Annotated in this window: 15 protein-coding genes; all 15 read left to right on the plus strand. The window is 40.1% G+C overall.

Annotated elements, in window-relative coordinates; all coding sequences use genetic code 11:
* The first annotated feature begins 53 nt into the window (after positions 1 to 53).
* Positions 54 to 4,604 (plus strand): hypothetical protein, encoded by a 4,551-nt coding sequence (locus G358_RS0119820; RefSeq protein ID WP_020722886.1) that lies wholly within the window; start codon positions 54 to 56, stop codon positions 4,602 to 4,604.
* A gap of 70 nt (positions 4,605 to 4,674) precedes the next feature.
* A complete protein-coding gene (locus G358_RS0119825; RefSeq protein WP_019638997.1) occupies positions 4,675 to 8,112 on the plus strand; it encodes a phage tail spike protein in 3,438 nt (1,145 codons plus the stop codon).
* A 72-nt stretch (positions 8,113 to 8,184) separates the two neighbouring features.
* Positions 8,185 to 8,652, plus strand: a complete 468-nt coding sequence (locus G358_RS0119830) for a hypothetical protein (RefSeq protein WP_019638998.1) — start codon at positions 8,185 to 8,187, stop codon at positions 8,650 to 8,652.
* A 43-nt stretch (positions 8,653 to 8,695) separates the two neighbouring features.
* Entirely contained in the window at positions 8,696 to 9,325 is a 630-nt protein-coding gene (locus G358_RS0119835; protein WP_019638999.1) for a phage tail domain-containing protein, read from the plus strand.
* Positions 9,326 to 9,338: 13 nt separating this feature from the next.
* Entirely contained in the window at positions 9,339 to 9,977 is a 639-nt protein-coding gene (locus G358_RS0119840; RefSeq protein ID WP_019639000.1) for a hypothetical protein, read from the plus strand.
* Positions 9,978 to 9,987: 10 nt separating this feature from the next.
* On the plus strand, positions 9,988 to 10,623 hold the full coding sequence (locus G358_RS0119845) for a phage distal tail protein (RefSeq protein ID WP_019639001.1): 636 nt from the start codon (positions 9,988 to 9,990) through the stop codon (positions 10,621 to 10,623).
* A gap of 19 nt (positions 10,624 to 10,642) precedes the next feature.
* A complete protein-coding gene (locus G358_RS0119850; RefSeq protein ID WP_019639002.1) occupies positions 10,643 to 11,797 on the plus strand; it encodes a hypothetical protein in 1,155 nt (384 codons plus the stop codon).
* 19 nt (positions 11,798 to 11,816) lie between these two features.
* The gene (locus G358_RS0119855) at positions 11,817 to 12,359 is read left to right on the plus strand and encodes a hypothetical protein (RefSeq protein WP_019639003.1); all 543 of its coding nucleotides are present in this window, start codon (positions 11,817 to 11,819) and stop codon (positions 12,357 to 12,359) included.
* Between the two features lie 91 nt (positions 12,360 to 12,450).
* Complete coding sequence (locus G358_RS0119860) at positions 12,451 to 13,065, plus strand: hypothetical protein (RefSeq protein WP_019639004.1); 615 nt, start codon at positions 12,451 to 12,453, stop codon at positions 13,063 to 13,065.
* A gap of 25 nt (positions 13,066 to 13,090) precedes the next feature.
* Positions 13,091 to 13,444, plus strand: a complete 354-nt coding sequence (locus tag G358_RS0119865) for a hypothetical protein (protein WP_019639005.1) — start codon at positions 13,091 to 13,093, stop codon at positions 13,442 to 13,444.
* Between the two features lie 14 nt (positions 13,445 to 13,458).
* Positions 13,459 to 14,034, plus strand: a complete 576-nt coding sequence (locus tag G358_RS0119870; RefSeq protein ID WP_019639006.1) for a hypothetical protein — start codon at positions 13,459 to 13,461, stop codon at positions 14,032 to 14,034.
* Between the two features lie 14 nt (positions 14,035 to 14,048).
* Positions 14,049 to 15,638 (plus strand): hypothetical protein, encoded by a 1,590-nt coding sequence (locus G358_RS0119875; RefSeq protein WP_019639007.1) that lies wholly within the window; start codon positions 14,049 to 14,051, stop codon positions 15,636 to 15,638.
* A 196-nt stretch (positions 15,639 to 15,834) separates the two neighbouring features.
* Positions 15,835 to 17,070 (plus strand): SPRY domain-containing protein, encoded by a 1,236-nt coding sequence (locus G358_RS0119880; protein ID WP_019639008.1) that lies wholly within the window; start codon positions 15,835 to 15,837, stop codon positions 17,068 to 17,070.
* Between the two features lie 20 nt (positions 17,071 to 17,090).
* Positions 17,091 to 18,332: an SPRY domain-containing protein gene (locus tag G358_RS0119885; protein ID WP_019639009.1), complete on the plus strand. Its 1,242-nt coding sequence runs from the start codon at positions 17,091 to 17,093 to the stop codon at positions 18,330 to 18,332.
* 48 nt (positions 18,333 to 18,380) lie between these two features.
* A complete protein-coding gene (locus G358_RS0119890; RefSeq protein ID WP_019639010.1) occupies positions 18,381 to 20,408 on the plus strand; it encodes a hypothetical protein in 2,028 nt (675 codons plus the stop codon).
* Positions 20,409 to 20,431 lie beyond the last annotated feature (23 nt).

Raw genomic sequence — 20,431 nt, forward strand, 5'->3', positions numbered from 1 at the left:
AAGACACTCCTGGAAGCACCGTTTCCGCTGCACTTCTACTGGATTTACGATTGGTGCAGTCCGTAGGACGCCATAAGTCCGAAAGTAACAGCCTGAACTCACTAACCACGATTTACTCGCGCCTGACAACTCTCGGCGAATCTGAACAGGTACTGAACAGCATCGGCATTTCCATGAAAGACATGCACGGCAACGTGAAAAACGGAGCTGATGTTCTGGACGAAGTGGCCGGCAAATGGAGTAATCTAAGCAAGGAGCAGCAGTATAATACCGCACTGCAGTTGGCCGGACAGTCCCAGCTCTCCCGGTTCATCTCCCTTATGGAGAACTATGACACCAGCACAAGAGCAAGCGAAGCCGCCCTCAACTCTCAGGGTTCTGCCATGCAGGAAAATGCCGATTACATGAACTCCCTCGAAGCCAGAATCCAAACGATGAAAAACGCCTGGGACACGCTCGCCTTATCGATGGGAAATGCCGTGATCAACGACTCCATCATTGGCGTAACGAGTGTATTAACGGGTTTGATGAAGGTGCTAACACTTAGTGTTGATAAACTTGGTTTGCTTCCTACTCTGCTGGGGATCGTCGGTACTTCGGCTGCCACTGTGAGTAAAAACTTTAGAACAACTACGATTGCCGTTTTAACGCTTGGTAAAGGCATGACATCGCTTGGAGTATCTGCAACAACCGCAAAAATAGCCATAAGAGGCTTATTGGCAAGCACAGGAGTAGGACTAGCTCTGGCAGCTCTTGGTTTTGTAATTGAAAAGGTCATTAATTTATTTGGGAATGCGGGAGAATCTCAAGAAGAGTATTTTGACTCTTTGAAGCAAAATATTGAAGATACTGAAAGTAAGATTAATACTCTGGATGAATTAAGTATCAAGCTGAAAGATAATACACTTTCACATGAAGAACAACTAGCAACATATGGCGAGCTAGCTAAAATTTCTTCTAAAGTTATAAGCCACTATACAGCAGAAGGAGAAGCAGTTTATAAAAATAAAGAACAAATAGATCAATTACTTAAAATTGAAAAGGAAAGACTTGTATTAAAAAAGAAAATTGCTGCAGAAGAAGCACTTGACTCTCTTGAAAAATCGTTACCTGACATTAGTAAAAAGAAAAAGGAAATCACTGGATTAACAGAAGAATGGAAAAAAGCATCAGCTAGTCAAGATATAGCTTTATACGCAAAATCATTTATTGAAGACAATAATATGGTCGAACTTAAAGAGTCTTCTAACAATTCCTTTAGTGATGCATATAATTATGACAAATTATTAGGACAATTAAATAAAGAAGTAAAGCAAAAGCTGAAAGATAATAATATCGCTTCCGATTATTTCATTTATAAAAAGACCAACCTAAAGTATTTTAACTTAGATGAATTGATAAATAGTTCTGAACGGTTTGAAATTATCACAGATAATATTGCAAGTAAAATTGAGAATAAACAAGATGAGTTAGATGATACGATAAATAATTACAAAGAGGTCTTTCAATCTCTAGGAGAAGTAACGGTTGCTAGTGTTGACGTAAATGATAAGAATCTTGATGTATTTCTATATAGTTTGGCGGACTCTTTCATCAAAACCTCAACCATTACAGAAGATAATGCACAGAAAATAAAAATAGATTATAAAAATTTGATTCAAGACATTGCCAGAGATGCCAGAGATAACAAGATTAATCTTGCAGCCGCATTAGACACAGGTGATTTTGACGATTTAATAACAATGTATCCAAAACATGCTCAAGCCTTTAAACATATGGCGAATTCTATCAAAGAGTCTAAAGAAGCTACTAATCCGGATTCCAACTTGCTTCCTGTATATGATGCTTTAGGTAAAAAAATCGGAGAAATCTCTGGAGTAGCTGATAAAGCGGCTGATAATTTCTATAACTTGAAAGCGAAACTTGACGATAATGGCGCTGTCATTGGTTTCACTGGATCATTAAGAAATTTAAGCGGTCTATTGGGATACCTATCTGAGCATGTGTCCAATGCCCAAAATGGTATCAAATTATTAGAAGAAGCTGAAGATGAGCTAAATCAAACAAATCATCTTTCTGTTGGTACTCTTCAAAAGATTGTGGAAAAATACGGTGATCGTATCGATATTTCCAAACTAACTAAAGATGGTATTAAAGGTTTAATTAAGGCTATTAAAGAAGAAGAAGCTGCACAAATAAGTAGTGAAATAAAGAAAACCGAAACAACAATAGATCAAACAAAAAAGCGCATTGCGGCAATGAAAGCAACAATGATAGCTTTTAAAATACTTGAGAAGATTAACGGGCCTACACCTGTAAGTATAGGCTATAATGCAGCTATTGAAGAAGAAGAAAAGAAATTAGAAGGACTACTGCTAGAACTCGAAATATCAAAAAAGTCATTAAAAGATATTTATTCCTACACCTCAAGATCATCTGGCTCGAAATCTAGTTCTAAATCAAACTCAAGTAGTACCAGCAGCAATAAACAGCATCTGGACGAGACTCAGGCAATTATTAATGGAATCAATAAAGAAATAGTTGCGAGAGAAAAGCTTAATGAAGTGATCAGTAAACGAGCTAAAGAATTAGAAGAGGAAAAACGCTACGCTGACGCTATAGAGAAAACAAATGTATTATTAGCTAGTCAAAATAAAGAAATCGAAGATCTCAACACAGCAAACTCAAAATTAAAAGCTGAGAGAAATAAACTGCAGAGCAACTCAAAGCATGATATGTCTTCCTGGTTAGATAACTCTGGCCAACAATCTCATGCTTTTATAAAACTATTCAATAGCTCATCCGAATCTGATCAAAAAGTACTGCAAGACCGCTTTGACAAATGGAAAGTTTTCTCCGAAGCCTTATCGGCTAATGAAGAGAAAATGGCTTCATTAAATGGTGCTATTAAAGATACCACGGAATCCCTGGATGCTTTAAAACTATTAGAAACGAAAGCTTATCTTGAACAACAGAAAAACATTTTGGCAGATCTTAATTATGAGATGGACATTTCGGAAAAAACCCAAGCGATGTTTTCCGAAGAAACAAAAGAATATAGCGAGCAAACTAAAATTCAAAATGGGCTGCTGCAAGAAAAAATCAAATTCTTACAGGATGAAGTAGATTGGACTACTCAAAAGCTCGCCCAAGGCGATCTAACCAATGAGCAAATAGAAGAATTAAACGAATATTTAAAACAAAATAAATTAGCTCTATTAGATGCCCAGAAGGCTGCAAGCAATTTAGCAGAAACCTACGCCGATCAGATCATCAGCAACTTCAAGAAAATGATTGAGAAAAAACGTGATCTTGAATTGGATGCTCTCGAGGAACGGACCAAAGCGGAAAATAAAAGGCACGATACGTTCATGCAGAACATCGATGAGGAAGACAGACGGTTTGAAGAGTATATCAACAAACAAATCAAGCTGCTTGACCGTCAGAATGCCTCCGATGACTATGAAACTGAACTGGAGAAAAAACTCAAAGAGCGGCAAAAGATCCAGGAAAGCCTAAACAAATGGTCCCTGGATCAATCCATGGAAGGCAAAGCGAAACGAAAAGAACTACAGGAGCAGTTGGATGCTGCAGACGAAGAGATCGAGCGCTTTAAATTAGAACGTGAAAGAACCCTCACCAAAGAAGGCTTGCAAGATCAGCTGGATGATCGGAAGAAGTATACAGAGAAGATCAAAAAGGATCAAGACGACCTTCATAAAGAAACTCTCGAGAAAATCGATACCGAGAAAGAGAAAACGCAGCAAAAATATAAAGATATTCTCGAAAATGAGAAGTATTTTTATGAAATGAAGAAAAATCTGCTCAGTCAAGATGCTTCTGTTGTTAAAGCAACACTCAATGAAATACAGGGTGAGTATGACATATATTTTGACTTTCTTGATAGGCATGCTTTTAAAACAAGTCAAACACTTAAAAATTTACTTTACGATACCCAACTCGAGTATGAGAAGCTGCTCAATTTCCCTTTTGCGAATAATAGTAGCTCTTACAACAATAGTAACAATAGCAGCAATACTACCAGCCCTAGCTCTCCTGCCTCCCCTTCTTTTACAGCAAAAGAACTGGAAATTATCGAAATGATGAAAGGCAACAGCAAAGCTTGGGCGGCTAACACAAATCAGAACCGAAAAAATGAAATTGCAGCAGAAAACCTGCGGCTCGGAGCTCAGATTGGAGCAACGCGTGACGACAAAACCGGAATATGGTATAAAAATGGAATTAAATTATACCATGACGGCGGAGAAGTCGGAGTAGCTGGAACCACGACTCAAACCTGGTGGGAGAAAATAAAGAGCACCCTGAAGCCTAACGAAGAATTAGGCATTCTCAAGACAGGCGAAGTTGTCCTGGATAATCCTCTGCAATTCGTTTACAACTTTGCCGGCGAAATGTCCAAGAAACTCTCTCTCCTCTCTCCGTCCAGCAGTACGGCCAATGCGGTTCAGGCGGTCTCTGGCGGAGGCGTCGCGATCGATACCGTTATCATTCAAGCCAATGACCGCGAGACGGGAACCAGCCTGCTGAACAAGTTCGAATCCGCGATGAACAGGTCCATTAAGATAGGAACGTTTAAAAAATGATATGCTGGCAGAGCCGCTTTCCGATCCGAAAGCCTGCTCTGCTTTTTGCGATTTAGGAGGTATTATCCACGTGCTCGGAGAGATCGATTACAACTTAAAGCCGATACAACCGCAGTATTTTCTTTGTAAACCAAACCGTGAAATCATTGGCAAACTGAAACATATTTATAATGATTCCATCCAGGAGCCGCTTAACCAGGTTGGCGAACTAGAATTCACCATCCCTTTGCAAATCGATTGGCACCATAAACTCATCCAAAACAAATATGCCGAGCTCATCCGCGAGAGATATTTGATCAAAGTCGTGCGCGGCCAGAAAATCGACTGGTTTATCGTGGTCAGCCTGTCCCAAGCTTCCGAGAATGACCAGGAAAGCATGACGGTAAAATGCTATTCCGCCTATCACATGCTGACTGACAAAATGATCAAGAGCTATAACGTCGAAGCCTACTATTGCCGGCAGGTGCTGACGGATATGCTCGCTAATACCGTATGGGACATCGATTATATCGATGCCGATTTCGACCTTTCCTATCGTGCTTTTGAGTTCCAATCGAGTACAGTTCTGGACGCTATTTATTCGATTGCTGACAAATATAATGCTATCGTTGAGTTTAATACGGATGCAAGAACGTTAAGCTTCAAAAAGCCGGAATTGTTCGGCCTCAATCGAGGCCTTGCGTTCAGCTTCGGCAAATATCTCAAAAGCATGAATAAACAAACCTCGGCCGACCAAATGGTGACTAGGCTTACAGCTAAAGGCAAAGACGATCAGACGATCCATCACGTCAATCCTACAGGCCAAGGGTACGTTGAGAGCTTTAGCTACTTTGTATACCCTTTTCGCAGAGATGACCAACGAACGGTCCTCTCTTCTTCTTTTCATATGAGCGACTCCCTCTGCCACGCCCTGCTCGACTACGAAGAGCTTGTGCAATCGAAGACAGGACTGATTGAAAGCTACATTAAGCAGCGACAGGTCTATGAGGATGAGCTGAATCAACTAGACATTGACCATAACAGGCTCAAAAACAACGAAAAAGTCATAACAGACACGATGCTGAGCCAGCAATTTGATGGCAAAATGTTTTTCGAAAAATATGTGCATAACGGAAGCTCCTCGCACACTTTTGAAGTAAACAGTACTTATGCCTATGCCGTATTGATCAAAGCCGACAATACAGCTGCTCTATCTGTCTACTTTAATGGGCAGCTCCGAAGCCTGCCCTCCGGACAATGGGCTATGCTTGGCAAAGTGAAGGATGTCGCCTCCATTCAGGTTGCGCTCCAAGGGGGTAATACAGGAGTTTTCATCCAGGTAGCCAACATAAGCCTCGATGAATGGACCGGTTCAGGAAATGAGCAGGCCATCGTGGAGAGATACAGCCTGGATCACAAGGAGAATCAACTGCGGCTGAAGGAAATTGAAATCAACAACAAAAAGGCTCAAATTGCCGATATTCAAAATCAGATCGATGCCGTTCAGGTTGTTTTAGCAGCCGACAACAACTTCTCCCCTGCTCAGCTTCAGGAGCTAAACGAGTTTGTCATAGAGCGGGAGTTCAGTGACGATGTGTACGTCGACGAGCATGATCTTTATGATGCAGCTCAGGAAAAGCTGCGAGAGCTGCAGCAGCCTCAGCTTTCGATCGATATCGATATCGTAAACTTTCTGGAAATCGTCGGCGAACAGCGAAATTGGCATAAGCTTGTACTCGGCGATTTTGTTAATATCAGGTACGAACCTACGGATACATATGTCACGGCCCGGATTGTAAGTATCAGCTACGACTATGAAGGCCAAGAAATCAGCCTTACCCTGTCCAACATTAAAGACGTCAGTGACGACAGCAAGGATATGGAGAAATTTATCCAGAACTCGACCAATACGAATATCATCGTTGACGCCAGCAAGCATAAATGGGGCAAAGCCATCGTCGATGTGTCCGAAATGTCGCAGTTGTTCGAGAATTTTTGGAACAAGGTCACCAATGATATTAATATGGCCTCCAATGAACACGTTGTGATTGACCGCAAAGGCATTACGATCATCGACCCTAATGATCCTTTGAGATTTCTGCGTGCAACCCATGGCGTATTGGGCTTGACGCGCTCTGGCGGATTGAAGTATGAAACAGCCATCTCCCCCGACGGTGTGATTGCGGAAATGGTGCTTGGTAAAATCATCCTCGGCCAAAGGGTCGTCATTGGCGATACAACAGGAGTTTTTACGATCGAAGGCTCTCGGCTGATGATCGATGACCGCTGCGGCAGGGAAGTTCTCAAACTTGGCTTACTGTCCGAATCCCCGGATAAGTTCGGCATTTTCGTAAATCGTTATGCTTCTCCAGCGGACTGCAACAACACAACTATTCTGAACCGGGTGAATATTACCGCCGATGAAGGGCTTGTACTGGAGCGAAATCGCAATGGGTCTTTCCAAAAAACGCTCTACACCTCCACGGACGGGGATTTATATATGATCGGCAATCTGCGGGTTGGTGAAGATGAGCGGGTGTTCATAGCCGACCGCAACGGGATAAGCGTGGGCGCAAGCATTTGGAATGACGCCCCTTTTCGTGTAGACATGCACGGCAATTGCTGGCTGGATTCCTTGTTCGCTAATAACGCTGAAATAAAAAATTCGCTATTCAAAGATGGTCACATTGAAGGCTCCTCCCTCGTGTTGCGTGACGCCCTTGGCGGGGTTATCAAGATGTATCCAGAACATGGACTTTGGTTTGGAGCGGAACAGTTTAACGATGCTATCGCAAGCATAGCCATGGACGGCACGGCAAAATTCAAGAAATTGATCGTCACCGATGGGCAGAACAAACTTTTGATCGACAGTGAACAAAAGAAGATTTTCATGAACAACTGGGATATCGTAGGTGCCGGCGCCATTGACACGGATCTGCTCTCCGCCAACATCGTAACTGCGATGGACGGATTTGTCACCGATCTGACGGCATCCCGAATGACTACCTTGACCGGTCAGATCCGAGAAAGAGCAATGGATTACATTCGAATTGACGGCCATACGCAAAAGTTCATTAGAGGAAACATTAAACCTGGTTCTGCTGTGCATAAATCTCTCCCTGACGGCAGACTGCTCTATTGGATCAACGCTTCCCAAAGCGGACAAATGACAACAGAGGTAACGAATTGGCCTGTCATGACTTATGACATGGATGAAAACGACAAGATGATCATTGGACTTAATGGGGATGGAGATCGCGCTACTCCATTTATTCAAATGGGGATCGGGGACGGGAATGATGGAAGCCTCGGTGGCAAATCACGAATCGGTAAATACGACGGCGGATTAAAAACTTCCTATCATTCCAGCGGTTCGGTGATCGAAAGAAGCATCGATCTGGGTGACAACGGCATTACGATTCAGTCGGATGGCCAAGGACATATTACGATCAAGGCTCATAGTATTAAATTAGAAGCAACTGGCACTATCAATTTTTCTGGAACGGAGTTTGTATTCACAGAACGGTAGATTTCATCTTCAAATAGTCATCTTATTGATGGCTTTTTTCTTACTTTATTATGTTATGGGAGGTGAATTAATATGCCTGGAGTGGCTGTACATGGATCAGAAATATATGAAGTTAGAAAACCTGGTTATGTAACCTATGAGATTTGGACTGAGATACCTGTAGATTCTGATGAATATGGTAACCCTATTTATAGATGGACGCCGACAGGATCTGGAAGTAGAAATGCTAAGATAACCGGCTATATAGTTGCATCTTCCAAGATGAAAGTCGGCGGAGCTAATGTCGCTGTGGTAGGAGATAAGACAATTGAGACTTGGGTGGCTGATCCTCCTGTGCCATCCAGTGACAGCAGTACTCAAATTAGAAACATACAACCACCTGGAGGACAGGGGAGTGGCGAAGGTGAAATCATCTCTGGCAGTACCAAGGCTAAACTAGACGGTAAGCCCATCGCCTTAATCGGTTCAACCGTAAGAACCTGTTTAGGGACTACAACTACTATCAAAACAGGCAGCGATAAATTGAAATTCAGCAGCTAAAAATAAAAAATTCAATTACTAATCTTTCCAGCCAGGAAAGGAGGTGTTCAAAATCACAATTCGGAATTCGTTATATTTTTCATACGCTGGCAGAGTGTCCGCTGAGTTTGGCATTTTAAATGTCAGCCTAAGCGGCGGAATGGCAGAAGAACCCTTGGCGTCAAGCCGTGAGATCTATGAGGTTTCCGTCAAAGGAAGAGATCAGCCCTATTTTCAAGGCATGGAGAAAGATCCACTGCGCTTTAACGTTTCTTTTGCCTTTAAAAATAACTGGGATTCTCAAAAATTAAGAGAAGTTACCCGATGGCTCACTGAACATGATTACTACCAAGAGCTTTTTTTTACTAACGATATCGGAAGAGATCCTGAGCGCATCTACTATGCTCTTGTCGTTGATGACCCAACCCTAGTACACAATAGTTTGTCACAGGGCTACATTAATCTTACTTTTCGCTGCGATAGTCCGTATGCATACTCCCCAACGCGAACATCGCAATTGTACAAATGGGAAAAGAATAGTCATACAAATACAATCTCTAATTTCTCTCAAGGCGATAAGAAATCAATGATTACCGGTACAGACGGAGGGTTGATTCTTAATCCTCACAGAACAAAATGGAGCGATTTTTCATACGACATGAAGTGGACTGAGTTGGATCAGCTGCTGACATGAGAAAGGAGTTACAATGGCAACTACTACTGCTAAATTGGGCTTAGTCAAACCTGACTGGGCAAATGATGAGATCGGCTCAACTATAGATGCAATAGCTCAAAATTTTCAAACCCTAGATGATATTTCTGCCGATTATGCCGATGCACCTCCTATATCTGGTGATTGGCCAGCAAAGCACATATTGTATGCCAATCAATTGTCGATTGGTGGGCATATTGGCTGGGTAAACATTCGAACAGGAAAAGCAGCGCCAATTTGGGAAAAGTTGAAATACTATGCTAATGGCTCACATATCGTACCTAAAAATGATAACGGCCATTACTACACATGCACTCAAAGTGGATATTCTGGTTTAATCGAACCGATCTTCCCTGTTTCTGACCAGGGGCAAGTTCAGGATACTAGAGGGGCCAATACCTGGAATGCAAACCACCTTTACCAAGTGAATGATATTGCTCTGCCGACAATTGATAACGGACGGTTCTACATTTGTATTCAAGCTGGTGAATCTGGAGATGTTGAGCCTACATGGAGTCTTATCGATGGGGCAACAACCTATGATAAAAATGCGGTCTGGCATGGATATAAAATAGCTAAATGGCAGGAATCTGGCGTAGCGGCACTATATAGACCCTTCGGAAAAATTGAGTAGGTGATGAAAAATGGCTAGATGGATATCTCTTTTAAATCTACAAGGCATATACACCTCCCCTTCCATATTAATTCCGCTGCAAGCAGATGGAGCGCTTAGCAAGGTTTCTTGGGAAAGCAGTACTCCTGAGGGCAGCCAAATCGTAGTACAGACCCGGCTAAGTTTTGACGGATACAATTGGACAGAGTGGCGAGCTTGCACGAACGGTGGACAAATCCCTGAAATTGACGAAGACACACCCTTATATGAAACATACCTTATGTATCGAGTCATCATGAAATCTAACTCTTATAGTGTTAAACCTAATTTTAAAAAGATCACTTTTTTCTTCGAGCCTGTGCTTGTTTTTGACAATAAAGGCGATTTAAACTGTAAGCCAGAAATCTGGATTACGAAATCAGGAAATGGTGATTTTAGCATTCAAAATATTACTCACAACAATGAAGAATTTGCGTTCACTAATCTGCTTGATGGGGAAACGGTCTATATAGACAATGAAAACCAAGACATTGAAACCACGCTGGCAGTTACTTATAGATACAAAGATTTCAACGATAACTACTTAAACTTTCCTCCTGGGAAAAATGTACTTCGAGTAAGCGGTAATGCTGACATCAAGTTCAGATACCAATTTACATTGCTATGATAAGAGAGGAGGTGGAATATTGCCAGATTTAATAACTCAACTGCAATACAATGACCCATTAACAATCATTTTTAGAAAAGGAACGGACGATGATCCCCTTAAAGATCGGGCAGATACGCTACCTGTTGTGAACGGCATTATCACGCTTTTTGAAATTCCATCACTTCGTGATCGCGTACAGATTTCAGGAATGGTTGAAATTGATCAAGAAATTTATGAGCGTAGAAAAGAACTAAAGGAAAATGAATTTCTTGTCCATTATTCGATCGGGATCGTACAATTTCACCCTAAGCATGAGGGAACAACTCTTCTATGCAGATACAAGGGTCGTGGATTAATCATGTACCCGGCCTCGCGCATTTATGCCATGGTCAGAAGAAATCCAGATGTGGTTATTACACTCCAAAACTACATAGAAGAGATAGAAATAAAAATCAAAGAAAACACCTCGCTAATTAAACGTGTTGAGGACTTAATTTCCGAAACAAGGGTTATCATCGAGGAGTCCGAGAAGGCTACAGATAATGCCAATCGAGCAGCCCAAGAAGCTGATGCTGCAAGAGACTTGGCTTTAGATGCCTATGAGACAACAAGACTTGTCTGGAAAGAGCCTGTTGACAGAGAGCAGGATATTTACACCACCTACCCCCACCCTTCCGTTGGCTGGGTCGTTCAGACCACAAGAGACGGCAAGCGGTATAGGTTTGACGGAAACCACTGGATATTGATAGATATCTTTGGATCAAATCTTCAGGTTGTGAATGAGCACAGAGATGGCCTAATGTCTGTTGGGGAACATTTGAAGTTAAAGTCATTTCCAGTTGAACTCAAGGATCGAGTCCTTATCTTCTGTTTAGCGGATATGGCTCAAGGAATTCAAGATCTGCCATTCACCCCCTTCCCCTTCAAAGGAGAAATTGTAGCGGTGGATGGTTTTTGTATTACTGCTGGAGAAACGAGGAGCGAACTATCAATTGAAAAGTCGCGAGACTTGGCGAATTGGACAGAAATCACCTCCAGGCGAATGCGATTCGAGCCGAATTCCCATATGGATGATAAAGGAATAGTGCTAACCAGCAATACAGTTGAACCTGGGGACTTTTTTCGAATAAACGTAACCCATCTTGGACTTGGCATCAGCAACGCTACGGTTACCGTGCGCATTAAAATTTAAATATAAGGAGAAATGTAAAATGTCTCAACCTGTCATTACATGGATGAACGCAACTCACACTCAACAAATAACAGCTCCTCATAACTATGGAGTAATTGATGCAGGGGACTGGTCTCCTGTCCATACATTCAACATCTGGAATAACAGAGGTGGAACGACTGATGTGTCCAAAATGGAAGACTGCACCATTACAACTAGGGATATGTCAGGTGGGCTTGGCAACACAGTAGGAAATGAGATTGAAGTAGTAAAAAACAATTGGTTTCATGCCCAAGTTGATTCTTTAGATGAAGCAGATATCAATGAAGAGTCTAGCCGCATTGGCAAAGATTATTCAAAGCCGATTGGCACTAAAGGTTCTACTACAAAAGATAATACAGGTGCAAGCTATCCTACTCCCCTTGTTCCAGGAGCCAAAGAGATACTGGGCGTCAGAAACAATGGAAACCCTACAGATGCCGCAGGAAACTATGTAACAATTAGTTTTCGGGCTGAAGTCCCGCTCGATGCAAAAAGTGGGCAGCAACAATTTAAAAAAAGAATTTCATATCGTTACGTTTAATTAGGTTCATGTTATTTGAAGAGGCAGAAATTATTTCTGTCTCTTTTTTATTTTACAACACAACTCACAATACAATGGGAGGTACGCTCTAATGATTTTTGGCAATGGCCATTTTGCAAAATCTCCAGTCCAGTCTCAAAAGTATATCTGGCTGGCAGAATATTATGACGGTACTTTTTTAACAGAATATGATCTTGAAAATCGAAAAACAAATAGTTTTTATGATATAGACAAAAATAAACTCATTAGGTTTGGGTTAATCGGTTGCGGCAACCAAATATATTTTGATGTAGCTAATGGTATTTTTAATATCAACCATGACCGAATTATGATCTCATATGTCACCAAAGACACAGAGTATCCCTTGACGGGTAGGACGCTTCTTTACAATGATATTATCCAATTTAAAGAGGCTACCGCAGAGGCAAACCTGCTAACTAAGGGAAAATCCGAGGGAAGAATGCATAGCAGCATAGTAACGCACGCTATTGGCTATAAGAAAGCAATGGATTTGGCAGGTGTGAATATCCACTTTCAAACGATACTGCATCTTCCGCTCGATCAACCTGCATATGTACAAATTAAAATTTCTTCTAGTCAAGATTTGAATGGGAAATTAATAGTTCGTATGAATGGACTAGTTGCGAGTGAAATTGAAGCGCCGCTTAAAGCTAATATGGCTGGCATTATAAACTGGACTCCTTAAAAAAATTAGAAAGGAACGTGCATAAATGCAAGATTATTTTTACGTTGATCCATACAACAGAGTTTGGGGCAACAAAGATATTGGTGGAGATATGACGGTCACCTCCTCAAACAACACTCTGAATATCGAATCCAGCAGCAACATTTATACAGTGACCATTCCACCAGGTACTTATCATACCGAGTATACGCTGAACAAATCTGAGCTTGTTGAAGCGATTGCTGAAGAGTTTGAGCATAACCAGCTTCCTGTTGAAGTGTATCTTGGCGGTAATCATAAAGATGTTAAGTATAATTCCATCGTTTTTCGTTTGTCAGATGGTTCCGAGATTCAAGATATTAACGGCACGTTTTTTGAAGCGTTTTTTGATTCCATTTAAAAGCAGGTGTAAATATGGCTGTGACACATGAAGTTGGACTACCTCTTGATTTAAGTAAGGGTACTTTTGCTGATACGGAATATACAGATGGTTTTCTACAATTAAAAGTTATGAAAGTTTCGGATATAGGTAATGCCATCTATGCAGAATCTGGCTACTGGGAGTCTGAGATTATTGATATAAAAGACAAGATTACAGCATTCAAAAGAATTAGTAAGACATCTCAATTAGTAAATGGTGCAACTTATAAGATCTTCACCTCTTCCTCTGAGGACAGAGCTGTGTGGAGCGCTTGGGAAGAAATAGACTATGCCGATGGCACAATCAAGAGTCCTAAAAATAGCTATGCCAAAGTCAGAATAGAAATTAAATCCACAATGTCAGATGAGATTGTAACGGTTGATGACTTCACGGTTGTAGGAAAGTATAGCAATGAGTTCGTGAATAGTGATAAGGGTGTCTTGGAGTTAAAGAGGGTTTATGAATATGAGATGAACAATGAACTCGGACAAGAAAATATTCATAGAAAATTAATTGAAAGAAATAAATTTAATAAAATTAATAGTATTCATATAAATTCTGATCAGTAAAGGAGGCGAATTATTTGGCAAATGGTAACTTTGCGGGCGGTACTGGAACAATTGATGATCCCTATCTGATTGAGGATGCTCATGATTTTAATAGAATTTATTCTGGATTGAGCAGTCATTATAAATTGGTATATGATATTGACTTTTCGATTGTGGGTTTTAATCGCCCTGATGCTGGGGTTTTTACTGGTTCGCTTGATGGGGATGGGCACACAATTTCAAATTACTCTTTTGGAACTTTGGGAGTTACAGGTAATGCCGGATTGTTTCGCGGTATTAATGGAGCAACAATAAAAAATATGAACATTGAAAATGCCCGTATCGCTAGTGCAGCCTCATCTGCTGTACTAGCTGGTGCAGCTGTCGGAGAAAACAACACAATACAAAATGTTCATATTATTAATTCTAGGATAGAGTCTACATCGAACGGCATTGCAGGTTTTTGTGGGCAGGCAGGGGGAGCGGTAAAATTATTAGACTGTTCATTTCAGGGGGAGATTGTAAGAAACTCTGGTACTAGTGATAGTGGTTATGTAGGTGGTCTTATTGGAGATTTATTTGGAAACGTGACTATTAAAAAATGCAAAACAAACCTCACTATATCCACCTCAAACTGCTCTAATTGCGGAGGACTAGTTGGGAGAATAAGGGGTTTAACTCAGAGAATAATCATTGAAAATTGTCATTCGCAATTTACCATAATCAATTCAGGATCGGGCAGTAGTTATGGTGGGTTAATTGGGTATTCTGATAATGTAGACATATCAGAATCATCAGCTATTGGAGTTATCTCCGCCCCTACATCCACTGGTCAAATGTATGGAGGCTTGATTGGGTATCTGACAAATACAAATGCTAGCTCTTGCTACTCTAATGTAAAAATTGAAGCACCCAATACTTTCAACAGTGGCGGTGTGTTCGGATCAGTCTATGGTGGAAATATAATAAATAACTGCTATGGACATGGTAGTATTATAGGGAACCTTAGAATTGGAGGCTTGTCAGGGTATACAGTAGGCAATAGCAGTTTACCCTCAACCATAAAAAACTCGTACTCCACTGTATCTGTGATTGTCACAACCACTACCAATCAGAAGGCTGCTTTTGCTTCCAACGTAGATTTTAGATACGTAACTTTTTCAAATAACTATTGTGACATTGAGGCAACAGCAGGAAGTGGTAGTTTATATGCAATCTCAGGTACTACTGCTTACACCGGTGGGATTGAAGGCAAAACAACATTGGAAATGAAAACTCCCTCCACCTTTAGTGCATGGGATACAGATGTGTGGAAATTTATTGAGGGACAATATCCTAAGCTATTCTTCGAACCAATAAATACATCATTCCTTTATAATAAAGGAAATTACAAAAAATGGAATAATGATCATTGGCAAACAATTTCGACAACACTGCCAACAGAACCAATTTTCAAAGATGAGGGAATGTATAGCTTATCAGCCCTAGATCGAAAACAAACTACAATCACAATTCCAATGGATGACAACACTCCACAAGGACAGCCTTTAGGCAATGGTAGAGTATTTAAAGAAAAGATCAATCTTAAGAAATACATGGAAATCAATAGTATTAATGTGAAGTAGTTGATCAAATTCAGCTACTTCTTTTTTGTGTTTAAAATACCAATTTTAAAAGATGGGACAGAATATTAGATTCAGATTCTCCTCCGAGATCAGGAAAAACATTTGAGCATACAGTTGATTAAAGTAAGCTAAGGACAGATAAGATTGTTTGGGAGTAGAAAGGTGAACTTTATATAGGAAGGGGAGATAGTAACACATGGAGAGCATTAATGTTACATTGAATCCTAATGATATGGGATCAGGAATTACGCTAAGTAATGGTAATTTAACTGTAACTACTGCATCAAACAATAATAGTATCCGTGCTACACATGGCAAAATACTTGGTAAGTGGTATTGGGAAGTTAAACTAAGTAATGGAGTAGATTCTACTATAGGAATTTCAAATAAATCATTTTCTATGATTTCTTCAGAAATTAATACCAGCAATAATTGGAGAGTATATAATGTAGCAGGTGGTAGGAAGTTTCCTGAAAATACGACATACGGAACGCCTTCTACAGTAGGCAATACCATCGGTGTGGCTCTCGATCTAGATAATGGAACTTTAGAGTTTTATAAAAATGGAATTAGTATGGGAATAAGTCATGCCAATGTGAAGGAATTAGGTGAAGTTTATCCAACGTTGCGTTTCTATTCGAATACTAGTCAAACGATGAATATAAACTTTGGTGCGACTTCATTTACCTATAATATTCCTCATGGTTTTATGCCATATGCTATGTATCCTTCGCATAAAATCTTACTTTCATCAAATGAGAGTAAGATTAAGGGAATCAAAAAAGGAGCTATAGATGATTCAAATGCCATTCCACCGATGACTTCTAATATCGCTCCGAGCGGTGTGGCAAGCGCAAGCTCAATCTATAGTTCAACTTATGATGTTTGGAAAGCATTTGACATAGATGACACAGGCACTTCGTATTGGAGGTCTGCAAATAACACAGTCTACCCGGTTTATTTGGAATACGAATTCCCGACCCCAATTAGGATCGGAAGATACGGGCTAATAGGTGTGACGAGTGTACTCCCTAAAGAATGGACATTTGAAGGTTCCAATGATGGGGTAAGTTGGGTCATCCTAGATGAACGAACAGTCACATTAACTGCCTTAGTATTAACAACATTTGATTTAGTTAAAGCAGGATTATTCAAAAAGTACAGATTGAATATTAGATCAAGTGGAATTACTACAGGCATTTCGGCTTTCAAGATGTATGAGCAATCTACTGATATTGTAGTTAACCTTCCATCTCATAATGAAATTGATTTCTTTAATTATGGAGTAGATTTAGATTCTTCACTGTTTTCTGAGAATTATTCCAGTACTATAAATATCGTTTCAGAAAATGCATCTCTAGATACAGGAAAAATATTTGAGCATACTGTTGATTTAAGTAAGCGAAGGGTAGATAAGATAATATTAAATTGAGTCATACAGGAGGTAGAGTAGTGCCAATACATAATGTAACCCTAAATCCAAGCGATAGCGCTCCTATAATTAAATTTTATGATGGGAATCTCCGAATATATTCGAATACTACTGGAAGCGGCGGTGTAAGGGCAACACATGGAAGATCAACGGGGAAATGGTATTTTGAAGTGGTCATTAATGCTGCTGATGCCTATGTCGGGGTAGCTAACAGAAGCCAACCACTAACAAGTTTAAGTTCTACAGCTACAGAGGCAAGAGTCTACGTTTCAGGCAATGGTAACAAAACACCCTCAAATTTGAGCTATGGGCAAGCAACTCCTGTAGGTGGGACCATTAGTGTTCTTTTAAATATGGATGTTGGAAGTCTCGAATTTTGGATCAATGGCACACACCAAGGTATTGCCTTTACCGATCTAAAGAATTTGGGTGAGGTTTATCCATACATTCATTTTGCCGGAAATAGTAGGGATGTCACTGTTAATTTTGGAGCAACGCCATTTGTCCACCCAGTTCCAAAAGGATACAATGCCTATAACAATGAGGTTCAAAATAAATTCTTGATTTTAACTGAAAATAACGCCCTTATTAAACAAGACCAGCATAGTATGATTACAGCATCCGCAAGTTCGACAGTTAATGCTAATTTCCCACCTGAGAGTGCGGTCAATGGGAAAATAGGTATTTCCCCTGGTGAAAGATGGGCCAGCTCTCTTTCTGATGAAAATCCTTGGTTTAGAGTTGATTTTCCTTATAGTATTACAATAAATAAGATAAGGCTCTTGCAATTTGGGAATAATAGAACTTATTCAAGAATAAAAGATTGTCGAATATCATTCTCTAATGAGACTTCGCTTAAAGTATCATTAGATGATAGAAGCGCGGCGTCTGGTCAACTGATCTCTGATTCGGACTGGAATGTAATAGAATTCGATAAAGTAAAAACATCCTTTGTAAAACTAGAAGTATTGAATAGGTATAGTGCTACGTATAACTACGCATCTTTCATTGAATTTGAAGTGTATCATAATGACAAGCAAATAAAAGGAGAAATCCAATCACTAACACTTGTCAATCTCCCAATTACAGAAGAAACTTTTGTGAAACATGGTGCTGGCAAAAGCTCTGAGTTAAATTTGCATGCAACAAACAAATTAAAAAAGTTCATTGTTCAATCAGGAGAAGAATTAGGTTCAGGGAAAGTGTTTAAACAGCGTATTAATCCTGTCGAGACACCTATTAAAGGTACATCAATTGATTAAATAAAATGATTGTTTTAAGTGAAAATGAAAGGAGTGAGAGTATAGAGTATGGCATATACAAGCAATACAACAGCGATTCCAAAAATGACCTCAAATACAACTCCGAGTGGTGTTGTTAGTGCAAGTGCTGTGTATTCAAATACTTTTCCTGCTTGGCTTGCGTTTGATGGTAATGCTGGAGCTAATCCATACAGAAGTGGGACAGGAGTTTTTAAACTTAGTTATAAATTTGATGGTGCTAAAGTGATTGCCAAATACGTAATTAGTGCAGAAGCGAGCAATCCAAGCCCTAAAGATTGGACATTCGAAGGATCTGCTAATGGGATAGATTGGGTAATATTGGATTCAAGAAGTGACCAAAGATGGACACAAACTGGAATTTTAAAAAAAGAATATAGTTTCAGCAACAACTCTAGTTACTTAAATTATAGGCTTAATGTAACAACTACATCAAGTAATACTGACGCTCGAATTTATCAATTAGAAATGATGGAACTATTCTACGACAATAAAACACTGATCTACCACAACAGTGAATACAAGAAATATGACAACGGCTGGATATCTCTTTCTAATTCTCTAACCGATCAATTGTTTCTCACGGAAGGCATGGACAATATCTCCATCATCCCCGAATCTGCATGGGCAGAACTCTCTGGCGATGTTGAGCTGTGTCACTGGACAGACGACCCAAGCAAAACCGAAGCCCAATTCACCATTGAAACCGAACCGTTTACACTTGAAGATGAATTTGCAGGTCAAACTATCAAGGTCATCGAGTACACTGATAATCCCAACCAAACAGAATCAAGCATCACTTTAGAAACAGAACCATTCACTCTCTACGATGAATTAGGTGATGAAGTAGATGTTCTCTATTACACTGACGACCCAAGCAAGACTTCCGCTGAACTGGAGATCAATGCCAATTACTCCCCTCTCGATGAATTAGATGGAGATTTTGAGGTGGTAACTTGGAGTGATTCAGACACCCCTCCCCTGCTTCAAGTCGAAGGGGTTCCGTTTGAGCAAATCGTGCTACAATCGAGTGATCAAGAAATATTCGGCAAGCTGCAATCCCTTATCCTGAAGGAAAATTCAAATGAGTCTGTAGGCAAGTTAAGAGTCATCATATCCTTTGACGGTGGGCGAACATGGGAATCCAATAAATACGGAAAATGGCTAACTATCGACCATACGAACAAAAATGTGATCATTTCGCATGGCATGTCACCATATGACGTTTCGAAGCTAAAAGAAGAATCGTTCAAGAATAAAAGCGATAAGATCAGAATCGGGTACTTAATTGCTGATAATATTCACCTTGCTGATGGACACACTATTCTACAAAATACTAAAGTAGGTGTTACCTCCCCTACTGGAACAGTTAAGTTCAGTGATGTTGCCTTTTACATACTTAATACAGCCGCCACAATTCAAGTCGAGTTTGCTGGAAATAAGTTGAGTGGTGAGATTTCTGATGAAGATTTAGGTAAAGTGCAGTACAAAGTATCTTTGAACGGAAACCCTTACTACCCTTCAGATGGAAAATACACACCACTAATGAACTCCCCGCAAGCAATAAATATTAATATTTCAGATCGAGATATTTTATTCGGTGTATATAACACCTTAAGAATAGATTTCCGGGACGCCTGGGGTGAGCAAGATTATTGGGAAACCACTTTTATCGGCACATACTCTGGCATCATGTTCATGGATGAAAATAGAAATTATTACTCCAATTCTTTCGGTGACATCTTACAACATCTTGATTTTGGAGTTATCATTGCTGCACAGACAACTTTAGAGCAAAAGATTATCGTAAAAAACCAAATTGGCTATCGTGTCCAGAACTTATTGCTTGAGGTGACGAAAGAGAAGCTGCCTGAAGGAGTAACCATAGAAATATCACGCTCTAATTTCCCGTTTGTTGCTGAAGACCCTCTTCTGTTTAACAGGTTTTTTAATGAGGACGAGGAGCTTGAGTTTTATGTACGAATTTCAACAGACCTTTTAGCCCCTCCAGCACCAAATGGCACGTTTGAAATTAGAGCAAAAGCAGATACCGTGTAAATAATCTCAATACAATGAGATGG

It is taken from the genome of Paenibacillus fonticola DSM 21315 (genome assembly GCF_000381905.1).
GTDB lineage: Bacteria > Bacillota > Bacilli > Paenibacillales > Paenibacillaceae > Fontibacillus > Fontibacillus fonticola.

What these genes read in the sequence shown, in the direction of transcription:
- G358_RS0119830 (WP_019638998.1), top strand. Translation starts at nt 8,185, where the DNA reads ATGCCTGGAGTGGCTGTACATGGATCAGAAATATATGAAGTTAGAAAA.
- G358_RS0119840 (WP_019639000.1), top strand. Translation starts at nt 9,339, where the DNA reads ATGGCAACTACTACTGCTAAATTGGGCTTAGTCAAACCTGACTGGGCA.
- G358_RS0119845 (WP_019639001.1), top strand. Translation starts at nt 9,988, where the DNA reads ATGGCTAGATGGATATCTCTTTTAAATCTACAAGGCATATACACCTCC.
- G358_RS0119855 (WP_019639003.1), top strand. Translation starts at nt 11,817, where the DNA reads ATGTCTCAACCTGTCATTACATGGATGAACGCAACTCACACTCAACAA.
- G358_RS0119860 (WP_019639004.1), top strand. Translation starts at nt 12,451, where the DNA reads ATGATTTTTGGCAATGGCCATTTTGCAAAATCTCCAGTCCAGTCTCAA.
- G358_RS0119865 (WP_019639005.1), top strand. Translation starts at nt 13,091, where the DNA reads ATGCAAGATTATTTTTACGTTGATCCATACAACAGAGTTTGGGGCAAC.
- G358_RS0119870 (WP_019639006.1), top strand. Translation starts at nt 13,459, where the DNA reads ATGGCTGTGACACATGAAGTTGGACTACCTCTTGATTTAAGTAAGGGT.
- G358_RS0119880 (WP_019639008.1), top strand. Translation starts at nt 15,835, where the DNA reads ATGGAGAGCATTAATGTTACATTGAATCCTAATGATATGGGATCAGGA.
- G358_RS0119890 (WP_019639010.1), top strand. Translation starts at nt 18,381, where the DNA reads ATGGCATATACAAGCAATACAACAGCGATTCCAAAAATGACCTCAAAT.